Raw genomic sequence first — 14,097 nt, 5'->3', positions numbered from 1 at the left:
CAGTGGGGCACATCACGCAACTTGTCAATACAAGTTCGAAACTTCCACGACTTGTCTACCTACCCGTTAGGTAGGTGCGCCTACGGCGTGATGATGCTGAAACCCGGGTCGGGTCGGTCCAGCGCGCTCAACAGCGCGGGCAGGGCGTCGGCATCACCGGTCACCTCGAACCCCGGTGAGGCCGCGTCACCGGCCGCCAACCCCAACAACCGGAGCTTGTTCGCCAGCCGGACACCGGTCTGCGCGGTCTGCGGATCTGCCGGTGCCTTGCGGTACACCAGCACGCCGTTGCGCAACGTCAGCCGGTAGTTGTCGCCTGTGTCCTCGAACGTGACGTCGATCGCGAGGTCGAGATCCGACGCGCGCGGGCCGTTCACGTTGATCGCGAAGGTGTCGAAGATCTGCTCGGGCGTGAGCTGTCCGAGCAGCGACGGCGACGCCGACGTGGTCGGCGTGCCGAACTTCCCCTCGCGCAGCTCGGTGGCACCGGACAGGAAGAAATTGCGCCACGTCGCGTTCTCCGCGCCATAGGCCAGCTGCTCGAGCACGTCGGCGTAGAGTTCACGGGCCGCCGCGTGGTTCTCGTCGGTGAAGATCACGTGATCGAGAAGTGTTGCCGCCCACCGGAAATCTCCTGACTCGAAAGCCCGTTGGGCAAGCTCGACCACCCGGTCGGCGCCGCCCATGGCCTCGACGTAGCGGGGTCCGAGCGCCTCGGGCGGGTGCGGCCACAGCCGCGCCGGGTTACCGTCGAACCAGCCCATGTAGCGCTGGTAGATCGCCTTGACGTTGTGGCTCACCGAACCGTAGTAGCCGTGCGTGTGCCAGGCCCGCGCCAGGGCCGGCGGCAGCTGGAAGGTCTCGGCGATCTCGACTCCGGTGTAGCCCTGATTGAGCTGGCGCAACGTCTGGTCGTGCAGGTAGGCGTACAGATCGCGTTGCAGCGACAGAAATTCCACGATCTCGTCCCGGCCCCACGTGGGCCAGTGGTGCGACGCGAACACCACCTCCGCGCGATCCGCGAACGTGTCGATGGCCTCGGTCAGGTAACCCGCCCAACCGTGTGGATCACGCACCAGTGCGCCGCGCAGCGTCAGCAGGTTGTGCAGGTTGTGCGTGGCGTTCTCGGCCATGCAGAGTGCCCGGAACTTCGGGAAGTAGAAATGCATCTCGGCCGGGGCCTCGGTGCCGGGCGCCATCTGGAACTCGATCTCGACACCGTCGATGGTGTGGGTCTCGCCCGTTTCGCGGATGTCGAGGGTCGGGACGATCAACGCCACCTCGCCGGTCGACCCGACCTGCCCCAGCCCACAACCGACCTGCCCCTGCGGGTTACGGGCCAGTGCAGCGCCATACATGTAGCCGGCCCGGCGCGCCATCGCGGTGCCCGCATAGACGTTTTCCTGCACGGCATGTTCGGTGAAATGTTCCGGCGCGATGATCACGACCTTGCCCGCGTCGACATCGGCTTGATTCGTCACACCGAGCACACCGCCGAAATGGTCGGCGTGACTGTGGGTGTAGATCACCGCGACGACCGGACGGTCGCCGCGGTGCGCGCGATACAGCTCCAGGGCCGCGGCGGCCGTCTCGGTCGAGATCAACGGGTCGATGACGATGATCCCGGTATCGCCCTCGATGAAGCTGATGTTCGACAGGTCCAGGCCGCGCACCTGATAGATGCCCTCGACCACCTCGTAGAGGCCCTGCCTGGCGCACAGTTGCGACTGCCGCCACAGGCTCGGGTGCACCGTCTCGGGCGCCTCGCCGGTCAGGAAACCATACGAGTCGTTGTCCCAGACCACCCGCCCGTCGGCGGCCTTGACGACACCGGGCTCCAGCGCGGCGATGAATCCGCGATCGGCGGCGGTGAAATCTCGCGTGTCGTCGAACGGCAGGGTGTCGAGGTGGTCGCGATGGGCGGAGACGATGACGGCGGCGGGCGGCTTCTGTTCCATGCCTGCGACATTGCCACTATCCGATTCCGAGTGGGGTGATCCTGCTGATCTCCGCGTCGCCGTGACCCGCGGCCACCGCGGCATCGACGTAGTCCCGGAAGGTTTCCAGCGCGCCGGCATCGATCCCCGCCGATCGCGCCGCGGAGATCAGATTGCGCAGTGATGCCGCGACCGACGACACGGGCGCACTCGCGTCGTCGTGCCGGCCGGACTCGACCCGCTCGGCGATCTCGGTGAAGATCGCCGGGAGGATCTCGCTGATGCCGTTGGCATGCGGCAACAGCTCCACCGCGCTGACGCCGTTGGCTTTCGCGATCGACAAGGCGTGCACGAATCCGCTCACCGACGTCCAGAACAGATCGAGCAGCGCGACGTCGAATGCTTCCGCCCGACCCACATCCTCACCGAGCCACGTGAGTGTCCCGAGGGCAGACAAGACCTCGCGGTGATCGTCGAACAGCTCACGAGGGCCCGAGAAAAGCACACTGGCACTGGCGGTTCCGATGGTGTCGGTCGGTGTCATGATGGCGCCGTCGAGATACGCCCCGCCCGCCCCCGTCACGAACGAGGCGGTGCGGCGCGCCGCGTCGGGTGTGCCGGCGCTCAGGCCGATGATCACCCGGCCTGCGACGGCATCGCCTGCCGCGGTCAGCACCGCATCCACGGCCTGCTGATCGACCACGTTGACCAGCGTGAGGTCGCCAGCGGCAATCGCGGACGCAGGATCGTCCGCCCAGACCGCACCGCGCGCCACGACGTCGTCGGCCTTGGCGGCGGTCCGGTTCCACACCGTGGTGCGATGATTCGCGTTGAGCAGCGCGCGGGTCAGCGCCTGACCCATCGGCCCGAGCCCGAGAACGGAGACACTCATGCGGCCGGCCTCTTGATGCTCTCGATGATGCGCGCGAAACCGTCTTCGCCGTGTCCCGCGGCAATCTGACGCTGGATCAGCCGCTGAACCACGTCGATGACCTCGGTGCTGATGCCCTGTCCCCGGCTGGTCTCGACGATGTCCGAGACGTCGGAGAACAACAGGCTCTGCTGCCCGGGCACACCGTAGTCACCACCGTCGACCACGCCGGCGAACTCCTCGACCGCTTCCAGCACGGCCCCGAGAAACGCCCTGGCCCGCACCGCGAATTCCTTGGCCGGGACACCGACGGTGCCGACCATCGCGGCACCGTGGAAGAAGCCAGCGAACATCACGTACATGGCCGAGAGCAACGCCAGGTCGTACAGTGAGGCCAACCCGGCATCGTCGCCGAAATACTCCGCGGTTCCCCAGGTTTCGAGCAGTTCACGATGGTCGTCGAACAGCGCTCGCGACCCGCTGTAGAGCAGTGACGAGCCGGGGTTGCCGATCATCGCGGGCGTGGCCATGATGCCGCCGTCGAGATAGTCGACGCCCGCGCCTGCCGCCCAGCGTGCGAGTTCGCGTGCGCCCTCGGCCGATGTGGTGGTCAGGTTCAGCACTCGCCGGCCCGCGAGTCGCTCGGCGAGTGGATCGAGCACGGCGTGCACGGACTTGTGGTCGAACAGGCATACCACGATCAGGTCGGCGTCCAGCGCCTCGCCCGCGGTGGCCGCCACGGTCGCGCCGGCCCCGGCCAGCGCCTCGGCCTTGTGCGCGTTGCGGTTCCAGATCACGGCGCGATGGCCGGCACCGAGCACGCTGCGGACCAGCGCCGAACCCATCTCCCCGGTTCCGAGAAAGCCGACTGTCAGTTGCGGATTTGTCATGTCATCATCGTTGGGGTGATGCGGAGTTTTCGACAAGTACCCACTTTAAAGTGCGATACTTACCTTTTCGTAACTGTTGGGCATGAACTGCGGGGATGGCGAGATGAGTCAGTTGGGTAAATTCACCTGCGGCCTGGATGCAGCGTTCGCCGTGGTGGACGGGAAGTGGAAGCCACTGATCCTGTGGGAGTTGCAGGGCGGGCCGAAACGGTTCAACGCGCTGCACCGCAGCCTGCCCGGGGTGTCACAGAAGATGCTCACGCAACACCTCAAGGAGCTGCAGCGGCACGGCGTGGTGCATCGGGAGAGCTACCACGAGGTGCCACCGCGCGTCGAGTACTCGATGACGCCCGCAGGCGAAGAGCTCCTCGAATCGCTTGAGCCGTTGGGCATTTGGGCCACCAAGCACATCGAACTGATCTGTGCCGCCGAGGCGGGCTAGCCGCCGTGCTCGGCGAGCCACCGCTCGGCCCGCCGTGCCGAAGCCCTGGACAGCCACGCATCCTGGATCAACTCGGTCAGTTCGGTACGGCTGATCGCGCCGATCTCACTGCCCCGCACCAGAACTGACAGATGCCCGTCGAAGCGGTCGGTCGTGAAGAACGGCGACGACGGATCCTGCACCAGCGCGAGCTTGTCGCTCTCCGACTCGACCCAGATCATGATCACGTCGGGATACCGCTCCCCGGTTTCGGGATCCACGGCGTCGGGTTGCGGCGTGCGGAAGAACACGAACGACTTTCCGCCCACCTGGTAGATCGGGTTGCCCTTGGGCCCCTCAACACGTTTCACGTGCGGCATGGCCGCGGCGATCGCGTGTACGTCGGCCACCGTGGCGCGCCGCGGCGTCATGGCTGTGTGCCGCGGTGCAGCGGATGCAGCGTGACGTCGTGCAACACACCGCGGCTGACCGTCGCCGTCATGAACGTGCAGTGCGGTTGCCGCCGCCGGTCGGTCGGCGAGCCCGGATTGAGCAGACGTAGACCAGTTTTCGCGGTGGTATCCCACGGGATGTGGCTATGCCCGAACACCAGCACATCAGTGTCGGGATAGTCCCTGGCCATGCGGGCCTCGCGGCCCGTGGCGGCCCCGGTCTCGTGCACGACCGTGAAGCGCAAACCCTCCAATGTCACGTGCGCCTGCTCGGGCAGGCGACGACGCAGTTCGGCCCCGTCGTTGTTGCCCCAGCAGCCGATGAGCCTGCGTGCGCGCCCGCTCAGCGCGTCGAGCAGCGCCGGCTCGACCCAGTCCCCGGCGTGGATCACGACGTCGGCGCGGTCGACCTCATCCCAGACCGGCGGGGGCAGATCCCGCGCCCGCTTGGGCACATGCGTATCGGCGATCAGCAGCAGGTGCACGCCCCAACGTTAAGCGCCCCGCGACCCAACCGGCCACAACCGCAGGCGGCGATTCACCGCGCGGGGACGCTGAGGCGCCGTGAGCCTGCTCGCCTCGTAGTCGGCCAGCAGCGTAGTCACGGTCTCCTCGGCACACGTGCGGTTGGTGCCTATCCCACCGGTGGGACCACGCTTGATCCACCCGGTCGCGTAGACCCCGTCGGCCACCCGGCCCGCCACGGCCGGGATGGTCCCGGTGTCGTCATCGAACGGCACACCGGCGATCGCATGGCCGCGAAATCCGATCGAGCGCAGCACCAGCCCGGTCTGCACGATCCGGCCGTCACTGCACCGCACTCCGGTGACGGCGTGATCTCCCAGAATTTCCACCGGAGAGGTGTTGAACCGCAAAACGATCCGCTTGTTGCCCGCGGTGGCCGGCCGGGCGGCGATCTCACGCAACAGATCGAGCTTGCGGCCCGTCCCGGCGGGGACGTCGTCGGGGTCGACGATCACGTCGACGCCCGCGGCGCGGCTCAGCGCATACAGCTCGGGGGTGGTGAACGCCGCGTGCTCGGCGCCGCGACGCCCCAGGACCACGACTTCCTCGATCCGGCTGCGTCGCAACGAGGCGAGCGCTGCGGCGGCGATGTCGGTGCCCGCCAACGCATCCGGATCCGCGGTCAGGATCCGGGCGAGGTCCAACGCGACGTTGCCGGTGCCGATCACGACGGCGCGCTGACCGCTGAGGTCGGGTGCCAGTGCCGCGTGGTCGGGATGCCCGTTGTACCAGCCGACGAACGACAGCGCTCCTACAACGCCCGGCAGGTTCTCCCCCGCGATGCCGAGGTGGCGTTCACCGGCGGCACCGTAGGCGTAGATCACCGCGTGGTGATCGCGCAACAACTCGTCGTGGGTGATGTCCTGCCCGATCTCGACACCCAGATGCAGCGTGAAACGCTTCTGCTGCCCTGGCGGCCACCGGAACTGGTCGGTGACGGCCTTGGTGTGCGGATGGTCCGGAGCGACCCCGTAGCGAATCAACCCGTATGGCGCGGAGAGCTTTTCGTACATGTCGACACGCACGCCGGGATGGCGCAGCAATGCCGTCGCAGCGTAGAAGCCTGCCGCGCCGGATCCCACGATCGCGACGCGTAGACCGTCGGCGCTGACCCGCGCGACCTGCGGCGGGGTGCGCCGGTACCACTCGGGAGCGGTCGGATTGTCCTGGTAATAGCCGGCGTTGAACCCCGCGTACCACTCGTCGTCGACCGAGAGCTTGTCGCCCGGCAGGATGGCGTCGACGGGGCACGCGTCGGCGCAGGCTCCGCAGTCGACACAAGTCTGTGGATCGATGTGGAGCAGTTCGGCGGTGCCGAAGCCCGGTTCGTCCGGGGTCGGGTGGATGCAGCCCACCGGGCACACCACGACGCATGATGCGTCGCTGCAACAGTTTTGTGTGATGACGTACGCCACGAAGCGTCCTATCCGTCGAGCCGGGCGAGTTCGGCGAGCAGCGGCAGCGGGTACGGCGACTGGCCGGCACCCGTGATGTGCGAACCGCCCCACGGGTCGTTGTCGACCAGGACTGCGGGTACGGCCGGCCTGCCGCCGACGCGGATGTGCACGGGCTGATTGAGCCCGCGGTGCAGATCGGCCAGCGCTGCCGACGGCTGGACGCGCCCCGACCAGCGCACTGCGTTGTCGACCGGTTGGTACAGGGCCAGTAGATGCACATCGACGTCGATCTCGGTGCCGTCTGCCCCGATCAGCACTGCGGGGCCCTGGTAGTCCTCGTCGTCCTCCTCGCGGTCGTGCGACGTGGTGAACTCGAAGTCCGCGAGTTTCGCTGTGCGACGGTCTTTCCGGCGGACCCGGTCGACGCCGCGACTGTACTGCGCCTGCACATGCGGCTTGACCTCGATGCGAGTGCAGCCGCGCCGCCACAGGGCGCCGAGGCACTGCGCGACGTAGCGTGCGGCCTCGTCGTCGGTCACGGTGAAGTGGTTGGGGAAACCGTGCCTGGCGCCGGCCAGGTACGGACGCATACCCGCGCGGACGTCGTCGTCGGCAAGCAGCCCCCTCCGAGTGCCGGTCTCCACCGCAGTGTCGATCAGCACTCGCGCCGCAAGCTCTCCGACGACCCATCGGTCGGTGGCGCCGTCGAACACCGCGGTGTCAACCGCATCGAGCACCACAACACCGAGCGTGAGGTCATCTCTCAGTTGCGCAACCAAACCCGGTGCTGCCGAACCCGATACGACGACGTCGACTGCGCGCGTCACTCCAGGAATCCGTAGTAGCGCCAGAAGCGACGCGAAACCCGGCTCATCAGCCCGTTGTCCTCCATGAACTGGTACAGGCTGCGGAAGGACTCCTGCCGGATGGCCCCGACCTGCTGGTTGGCCCGCGCCTGGCGCATCGCCTCTTTGACGTCAAGTCCGCAGCGGCGATACACCTCCTTGTCGTACATCAGCCGGCGGATCACGAACGCCGCAATCCCGTTGAGATCCTTGGCAAGCCGCCGTTCCAGCCATGTCGAGTGCTGCAGCCGCCGGAGCACGCCCTCACGCGCGTAGCGGATGTGGCGGGCCTCCTCGGCGATGTGGATGCGGAACACCTGCGCCATGATCGGCTGCAGCTGCGGGTGGTGCGCGAACCGCCGCTGCAGATCGTCGAGCAGCTCCTCACCGCACAGCGCCGCGCCCCACAGCAACAGGCCCTTGTACAGCGACGGCAGCCGCTGGACGCTCCACGCCTGCAGTTTCGACAACCGGTAGGGCCGCGCCCCGATGGCGCTGATGGTGCGCCCGAACATGATCATGTGCCGGGTCTCGTCACCGATCTCGGTCAGCGCGTAGTGCACGTTGCGCGACGTCGGATCCTGGTACAGCATCGCCCGCAGCAGGCCCTGATTAAGCGTGTTCTCGAACCACACGCCACGCGTGAGCAGATTGGCCGCCTCCTGCCGGGACAACTCCACGCGTTCGGCATGCGTCATCTGCTCCCACAACGGGGTGCCGTACAGCGACACGCCCTCAGGGGGCAGATAGAACAGGTCGGGATCCTGGGGTGCATCCCAGTCGATATCGATTTCCGAGTTGTAGGACCGCCGCATCGAGCCGCCGATCAGCCGGTCCGCCATCTCCTGCCGCTGGGCTTCGTGGCCCGGAATGTTGGACGTCACTGTCATGTCTTGGAAGATTAGACAGTTCTTGTCTTTGTGTCTATGAATAGAATCGAATCCGTGAAACGACGGCCCGCGACCAGCGCCGACTCCGCCGCCACGCGCGAACGGATCCTCGACGGCGCGTTGCAACTGGCCGCCATCACGGGGTTGCGCAAGTTCTCGATGGAGGAGATCGCGCGGCAAGCCAAGATCGGCCGCGCCACGCTGTACCTGTATTTCAAGGGCCGCGACGCCCTGATCAGCGCCTTGGTGCAGAGCGAGCTCGCGCGCTACTTCGCGGGCATCCAGCAGGTCGTCGACCAGTACCACGACGCCGACGATCGACTGGTGCACGGCTTCGCGCAGGCCTACCGGCTGCTGCGGCACCATCCGGCGCTGACCACGGTGTTGCGCGTCAACCCGGAGATCCTGCTGCCGTACCTGATCGCCGAGGACAGCCTGGCCCTCAACCTCGCCCGCGGATTCGTCGACTCGACCTTCAATCAAGACGACCTTCCCGCGGCCGCCCGGGCGCCTTTCGCGGAGTACCTGTCCCGGGCCATTCACTCGTTGATCCTGATTCCCGGCGGCGTGCTGAACATCGACTCCCCGAGCGGGCCCGAGGATTACGCGCGGACCTTCCTGCTGCCGGTGCTGCGCTCGATGAGTGCGGAAGCTGCCGTCATCCAGCCGTAGCCGTACACTCCGGCCATGGATCTACTACGGCATGTAGTTGTTTATCTCCACCTCATCGGTTTCGCGTTGATGGTGGGCGCATGGGTGGCCGAGGCGGCGGCCCGACGGATTCAGGTGACGCGCGTCATGCACTACGGCATCACGCTCTCGTTGGTGACCGGACTGGCGCTCGCGGCGCCGTGGCCGCCAGGCATCGAACTCAACTACCCCAAGATCGCTGTGAAGCTCGTGATCCTGATCGCCCTCGGCGCCGTGCTTGGCATCGCGAGCGCGCGCCAGAAGCGCACGGGCGCCGCTCCGGTCGGGCTGTTCGTCGCCGCCGGCGTGCTTCCGCTTTTGGCCGCGGGTGTCGCGGTGTTGTGGGTGTGAGGCGTCAGAGCCGCGCGCCCGAATGCTATTAGTCCGCGAGGGCGGGCCGGCTCCAGTTCTGATCGCTGGCGTTCACATTTGCGATTGGCTGCGGACATCGCGGCGAGTTGCCGCGGAGGATGTCAAGGGCGGATGGTCACAGTCGTGAGGGCGGGTTCCAACGCCCGCACCTTTGGTTCGATTGCTTGCCAAAGTGTTTCGGCGTCGGGGCCGTAGACGTAGATGATCGCGGTAGCCGGCCTTCTGGTCGGAATGCTCGCTGGACACCGCTGGCGCCCCCTTCGTGACGGTGGTCTGTTTGCCGATGTCGGAACCGTTTGGACCGGGCACTCCCGAACGGATATCGCGCTATCCCCGGATAGCGGCTTGGCCTTGTTGGAGCGAGGTTTCCGGCTAGCTTGTTAGGTATCGAAGGTCATGCACGCTGATTCGACGCTGAGATCGCCGGCTTCACCCCGGGGGATGAGGCAATCGTCGTAGACATGTTCGTAAGCGTCGAGGGTGGGAATGTCGACGGCGAGGATGAGATCCCATCGAGTTCGCCGGACGGTGCAGCCGGCGTCCTCTATCTCGCTGACGATGGCGGTGATGCGTTCAGTGAGGGTATTTTCGTCGGCCTGGTGGTCGATGAAGATCCGGATGGTGGAGTGTCCGCCGGAGATGTACTTGCGGTCGAACGTGAGGTCGCCGTTCGGCTCAACCTCACCGAAGACGGTGTCATCAATCGCGATTCCGTTGGCCAGAACGGGGATACTGAGTATGCGGTACGTTCGGGCCTGCGGCTCGGGCATTACCCAGAGTGTCTCCGAGTTGGCGGGCGGCCAGGAGTGATTGTCGTCGGTGTCGACCTTGAACCTCATCGGCAAGGCATCCGGTGGACGTGTGTCAGCAGGAGGTTCAAGGGTGCCGATGCGTTCACGAGCCATTGAGATCAATTTTCCATCCCCGCGCAAACTCTGCGCACTACTTTCCTTTTGGTTTGGGGTGATTCTGCTTGCTCTTTCTGTCCTTCTTATCGTCTTTCTTTCTGTCGGAGGACCGCCCACCGGACCCGGAACCGCCGCCGTGTTGCGCATCGGCCTGCTGAGCGGATTCTCCGGAATTCGTGATCAAACAACTCGCAAAACGGCGGTCAAAGTCGAACCTCATGCGGTGTTTGGCGGTTGAGCGGGTGGTGCGGGGTTGCCCCTTACTCCCAGAAGGGTGGTCGGCCTTGTTGGAGCCAGGTTTTCCAGGTGTGTTCCCAGGCTTGGGGGTTGATGCTGGGCAGGTTGGTGACTGAGAGGTTGGTCAGGTTAGGTGCGGTGAGGACTGGTCGGGTGTCGGAAAGGTTTTTGAGGTCGTCGATGATGAGGTCGGTGAGATTGGTTAGTGCGCTCATGTCGGGTAGGTCGGTGACTTCGCGGAGGTGATACAGCTGCAGGTTCCGCAGGCTCGTAACGTGCGAGATGGGAGTGAGATTGGAGAGCGCGCCGACTTTGAAGAATGACAGTTTCTCCAAGTGGGTATCGGCGAGGGCGCTGATGTCGGTGATGCTGCCGCGGTTCATATAGAAGGTGCGCAGACCGGCCGGCAGGAAGTCCAGGCCTGGGAGTTTGCGGGCGTATCCCAGACTCAAGGTGGTCAGGTTCGGGAGCGTTTTGAGGGTGTCGAGGTCACGGATCTGGCCATCGAGCATTAGGTAATCAAGTCCGGTGAGGTCCCCGATCGGCGCAGCCGACAGCCGCGCCGGGCTTTTGAAGATCCGCAACTGTACGCAGGCGTTCAAATGTTGCAGGCCGTCAAGAGATTCCAGATAGAACAGATTGCAAGCGAATCGTTGCAGGCTCGGGAAAAAACGCAGAAATTTCAGATCAGTGATCGGATGTTCGACGAACGGACGGGAACTCCACTCGGGCGTTTGAAGCTGCGATACGTAGAGTTTCTTGTCGGGATAGGCGGTGAGGAATTCCGCGACGGTCTGGTAATCGCCGTCGGTCAGCGGCTCGTCGATCGCAATACCGGGCGAGGCTGGCGGCAGCGGCGCGAGCATCTCAGCGGTCAGCGGCGAGGCGACGTCGCGGTAGCCTTCGGCCCTGCCTGGAGTGGTGCTGGTCACCAGAAATACCCCTCTCTTTCCGTCAAATGCAATCCAAAGCGAACCGCGGCCTGTTTGGCAAGTCGGGAATAGCCAGGGCGGCGACGTCAACAACGCCGCGGCTCGCCAACCCTCGTCTATTTAGGCTTTTTGTGGTTTTGCTTACTCTTCTTGTTCTTCTTTTTGGTCTTGTCTTTCTTCTTGTCAGACTTTTTCTTCTCGCTCTTCTTTTTCCCACCGTCTTTGGACTTCGTTCCGGCAGATCCCGTGTTGCCCTGCGACGGTGCGTTATTGGCTTCCCGTGCCTGTCCGATCGCAGTGTCGCGGCGCTGGGCCGCGCTGGCTTGGGTCGTGGACTGGGCTTCATCGTTGCGCACAGTGGCCTGTGGGCGCAGATTCGGTGTACGGATCACGCCGTCCGGCGGCTGGCCGTGCTGCCGAACGAATTCCTGGATGATCCGTTTCGAATCTCGGCCCACATCTTCTTGGACCGCCGCCCATTCCTCCGCCGACTTATCGCCCTTGCCTGCGGGGCCATTGCATCGGGCGCACAGAATCTTGGTGTCTTCGCCGTTTGCACCGCCGGTGCCGCCCTGCGATTTGGGTTGGGTGTCGTGGTCGAATTGGGCACGGTTCGGCGGGATCTTGTCGCCTTTACGCGTTCTGCCTTCTTGCCGGAAGACCCGCTCGGCGCAGTGCGGGTTTTCGCAGCGCAGGTTGCCGTCAGGGCTCTTCGATACCCGGTCCGCGGTGACGTGATCCTTGACTTTCGGTGTGATGTCCTTGCCGTCGGTGGCGGGTTTCGGCTGAGCGGCGTCGGGAACTGGCAGGTCGGGGCCGGCTGGACAGTTGTGGACGAGAACCGATGCGGTGGGGGTGGTGATGTAGAAGGTGTGGGTGTTCTCGATCGTGAGATCCCACATGTCGGCGACACCGGCCACCGGAGTGGTCGATTTGACCTGCGCGGCAACGTTGTTGGGGGTGTAGAGCCCGTCGCCCGAGGTCAGATTCCTGGCATCGGTCCAACCAGGCCCGTACGCCGCGGTCGATGTGGAGGCCGCAAGACCCCGGGTCGACTCGTGTGCTCGGGTGGTGCTGTAGAAGGGGTGCCCGCTGGTGGTGTTGATGACCGAGGACTCACCAGCCGCGTTGGTGATGGTGAGGTCGAGCAGGTCGGTGTCATGGTTGACCAACACCGCCTGCACCAGCTGCGGCCCGGACTGACCCGAAGTGGGGTCGGTGGACCACACCAGATCACCCACACCCAGTTGAGCGATCGGCCGACTGCTGCCGTCTGCGAGCATCACCGCGGTGTCAGGACTGAAAGACTGCCCCGCACACGGCAACTCGGGACCCTTGGCCGGCGGTGCGTTCGGGGCTTTCGGGGAAACCCCGGGGGTAACAGGCGCTTTCGCGGCTGCGGTGGCCGCGACCTCGTCGACGAGTTGGCTCGGTGGGGTGGGTACGGCTTTGGCGACATCGACGACGTCGTCGGCGTGTTTGGCGAGTTGTTGGGCGGCCAGCTCGGCGCCCTCTTTGACAACCTTTTTCGCCGCACCTTGCGGGGTCACCATCGACGCGGCCCCCAGCACGTCCGACGCGATCCCGAGAGTCTGGTTGTCGGGCATCGCCGCGGCGGCGATATCCACCGTGGCGCTGGCCAGATTCACGGTGGCCGAGGCGATCATCGCGGCACTGGCGGGCCCACCGACCCCGGTCAACGCAAGAGCGACCCCGCCGACCAGCATGGCCGATTCCAGCGGGTTCTCCTTGACAAACGTGCCGACGGCTTTGGCGCCGGAGACGGTGGCCGACACCGCGGTCGAGGCCGCCGAAGTCACCGTGTCGGCGACGGAGCTGACCGCGTTGGTGACCGAGTCGAAGAACCCTTGCGGCAACGGCCCGGTCAGGTGCAGGGGCGGGTCGACATAGACCGGCCAGGTCGTGCCTGGTTGAGGGTCGAACACCTCGGCCAACGCATACAGTTGCGGCGCGATCTGTTTGACGACATAGGAGCTCGGGACCAGTTTTCCTGTGGCGTCGCGGGTTTCGGCCGGGGAGAACATGCCGATCGTCTCGGCGGCCGGAGTCGCCTTGTTGATCGTGAGATAGCCATTGGTGTGGGCCAGCATCACCGTATCGGCCGGGGTCCGCACAAAGGTGGTGACCATCCGCACCCCACCCGGACCGTCGACCTTGGCCACCGTGCGGGTACCGGTCGCGGTGTTCTCCGCCAACAAGTCAAACCCCGCACCCGCATCCGGGTAGACGACCTGACCACCCGACGTGTGTTGAGCCGCCCCGAGCCCGCCGGGCAACACCACCTGAACCAGGCCGACCGGAGTCTGCGAGGTCAAGCCGGCCACCGGATCAGCCGGTAATCCCGCACGACGCTGCTCAGCAGTCAGCGAAGGGTCGGAACCGACCGCGGAATCAGTGAACGCAGCACCAGCGGCCTCCGCGAACCCCTCGACCGTCGTGGCTGCGATCGTCGCGATTTCGCGATCGCCCTGCCGCGCAGAACCGGTGACCAGGTGCAGCCCGGCTACCGTGACCGCGAATGCGCACAACACGGCGAGCCAGCGGGCCGGCCACCCCGCCCACAAGCTTTGCCGCCTGTCGCACAGAAAGTTGCCTGAATACGCCCCTAAGCCACGACTATCCCGCACGTGATCCCCCGATCAGCGAACAACGAAGAGCCCTTCAGCAAGGACTGTGAGGTAGCTCAGCACGCTATTTGGCAACAGGAAA

The 14,097-nt window shown here is 65.4% G+C and carries 15 protein-coding genes; 4 read left to right on the top strand and 11 right to left on the bottom strand.

All coding sequences use genetic code 11. From position 1 onward, the window contains the following. Nucleotides 1–80: 80 nt before the first annotated feature. From G6N67_RS14735 to G6N67_RS14725, 3 genes are read right to left on the bottom strand one after another with little or no spacing between them, the layout of a single operon-like run. Nucleotides 81–1,958 carry an alkyl/aryl-sulfatase gene (locus tag G6N67_RS14735; RefSeq protein ID WP_036431482.1) on the bottom strand — a complete coding sequence of 626 codons (1,878 nt, stop codon included), beginning with the start codon at nt 1,956–1,958 and terminating at the stop codon, nt 81–83. 16 nt (nt 1,959–1,974) lie between these two features. Further along, nucleotides 1,975–2,829 carry an NAD(P)-dependent oxidoreductase gene (locus G6N67_RS14730; RefSeq protein ID WP_036431480.1) on the bottom strand — a complete coding sequence of 285 codons (855 nt, stop codon included), beginning with the start codon at nt 2,827–2,829 and terminating at the stop codon, nt 1,975–1,977. Continuing rightward, the gene (locus G6N67_RS14725; protein WP_081812491.1) at nt 2,826–3,698 is read right to left on the bottom strand and encodes an NAD(P)-dependent oxidoreductase; all 873 of its coding nucleotides are present in this window, start codon (nt 3,696–3,698) and stop codon (nt 2,826–2,828) included. The genes G6N67_RS14730 and G6N67_RS14725 overlap by 4 nt, the downstream gene beginning before the upstream one ends. 103 nt (nt 3,699–3,801) lie before the next feature. On the opposite strand from G6N67_RS14725, the gene G6N67_RS14720 reads away from it, so the two are divergent. Beyond that, nucleotides 3,802–4,140, top strand: a complete 339-nt coding sequence (locus tag G6N67_RS14720) for a winged helix-turn-helix transcriptional regulator (protein ID WP_036431479.1) — start codon at nt 3,802–3,804, stop codon at nt 4,138–4,140. Here G6N67_RS14720 and G6N67_RS14715 read toward each other — a convergent pair. Genes G6N67_RS14715 through G6N67_RS14695 form a run of 5 tightly spaced genes read right to left on the bottom strand, consistent with a single transcriptional unit; the run spans nt 4,137 to nt 8,228 of the window. Then, a complete protein-coding gene (locus G6N67_RS14715) occupies nt 4,137–4,550 on the bottom strand; it encodes an MmcQ/YjbR family DNA-binding protein (RefSeq protein WP_036431478.1) in 414 nt (137 codons plus the stop codon). The genes G6N67_RS14720 and G6N67_RS14715 overlap by 4 nt on opposite strands. Beyond that, on the bottom strand, nt 4,547–5,056 hold the full coding sequence (locus G6N67_RS14710; RefSeq protein ID WP_036431477.1) for a metallophosphoesterase family protein: 510 nt from the start codon (nt 5,054–5,056) through the stop codon (nt 4,547–4,549). Before G6N67_RS14710 ends, G6N67_RS14715 begins: the two co-directional genes overlap by 4 nt. Nucleotides 5,057–5,065: 9 nt before the next feature. Then, nucleotides 5,066–6,511: an FAD-dependent oxidoreductase gene (locus G6N67_RS14705; RefSeq protein WP_081812490.1), complete on the bottom strand. Its 1,446-nt coding sequence runs from the start codon at nt 6,509–6,511 to the stop codon at nt 5,066–5,068. 8 nt (nt 6,512–6,519) lie between these two features. Further along, nucleotides 6,520–7,320 (bottom strand): DUF4873 domain-containing protein, encoded by an 801-nt coding sequence (locus tag G6N67_RS14700; protein WP_036431475.1) that lies wholly within the window; start codon nt 7,318–7,320, stop codon nt 6,520–6,522. Further along, nucleotides 7,317–8,228: an AurF N-oxygenase family protein gene (locus G6N67_RS14695; RefSeq protein WP_051578641.1), complete on the bottom strand. Its 912-nt coding sequence runs from the start codon at nt 8,226–8,228 to the stop codon at nt 7,317–7,319. The genes G6N67_RS14700 and G6N67_RS14695 overlap by 4 nt, the downstream gene beginning before the upstream one ends. A 54-nt stretch (nt 8,229–8,282) precedes the next feature. Here G6N67_RS14695 and G6N67_RS14690 point away from each other — a divergent pair, with 54 nt between their 5' ends. Both G6N67_RS14690 and G6N67_RS14685 read left to right on the top strand, forming a co-directional pair. Beyond that, nucleotides 8,283–8,900 (top strand): TetR/AcrR family transcriptional regulator, encoded by a 618-nt coding sequence (locus tag G6N67_RS14690; protein WP_036431473.1) that lies wholly within the window; start codon nt 8,283–8,285, stop codon nt 8,898–8,900. Nucleotides 8,901–8,915: 15 nt separating this feature from the next. After that, nucleotides 8,916–9,269: a hypothetical protein gene (locus G6N67_RS14685; RefSeq protein WP_036431471.1), complete on the top strand. Its 354-nt coding sequence runs from the start codon at nt 8,916–8,918 to the stop codon at nt 9,267–9,269. 401 nt (nt 9,270–9,670) lie between these two features. On the opposite strand, the gene G6N67_RS14680 is transcribed toward G6N67_RS14685, so the two are convergent. Continuing rightward, nucleotides 9,671–10,129, bottom strand: coding sequence for a DUF4265 domain-containing protein (locus G6N67_RS14680; RefSeq protein ID WP_036431470.1), 459 nt, complete (start codon nt 10,127–10,129; stop codon nt 9,671–9,673). Here G6N67_RS14680 and G6N67_RS14675 point away from each other — a divergent pair. Next, a complete protein-coding gene (locus tag G6N67_RS14675; RefSeq protein ID WP_163642042.1) occupies nt 10,119–10,436 on the top strand; it encodes a hypothetical protein in 318 nt (105 codons plus the stop codon). The genes G6N67_RS14680 and G6N67_RS14675 overlap by 11 nt on opposite strands. Before the next feature lie 22 nt (nt 10,437–10,458). Here the strand turns inward: G6N67_RS14675 and G6N67_RS14670 are convergent, their stop codons facing one another. After that, the gene (locus tag G6N67_RS14670) at nt 10,459–11,367 is read right to left on the bottom strand and encodes a leucine-rich repeat domain-containing protein (RefSeq protein ID WP_036431469.1); all 909 of its coding nucleotides are present in this window, start codon (nt 11,365–11,367) and stop codon (nt 10,459–10,461) included. A 116-nt stretch (nt 11,368–11,483) separates the two neighbouring features. Further along, nucleotides 11,484–13,952 carry a polymorphic toxin-type HINT domain-containing protein gene (locus tag G6N67_RS14665; RefSeq protein WP_081812488.1) on the bottom strand — a complete coding sequence of 823 codons (2,469 nt, stop codon included), beginning with the start codon at nt 13,950–13,952 and terminating at the stop codon, nt 11,484–11,486. Nucleotides 13,953–14,097 lie beyond the last annotated feature (145 nt).

Source organism: Mycolicibacterium mageritense, assembly GCF_010727475.1.
GTDB lineage: Bacteria > Actinomycetota > Actinomycetes > Mycobacteriales > Mycobacteriaceae > Mycobacterium > Mycobacterium mageritense.
This window is presented reverse-complemented; position numbering and strand designations above follow the sequence as displayed.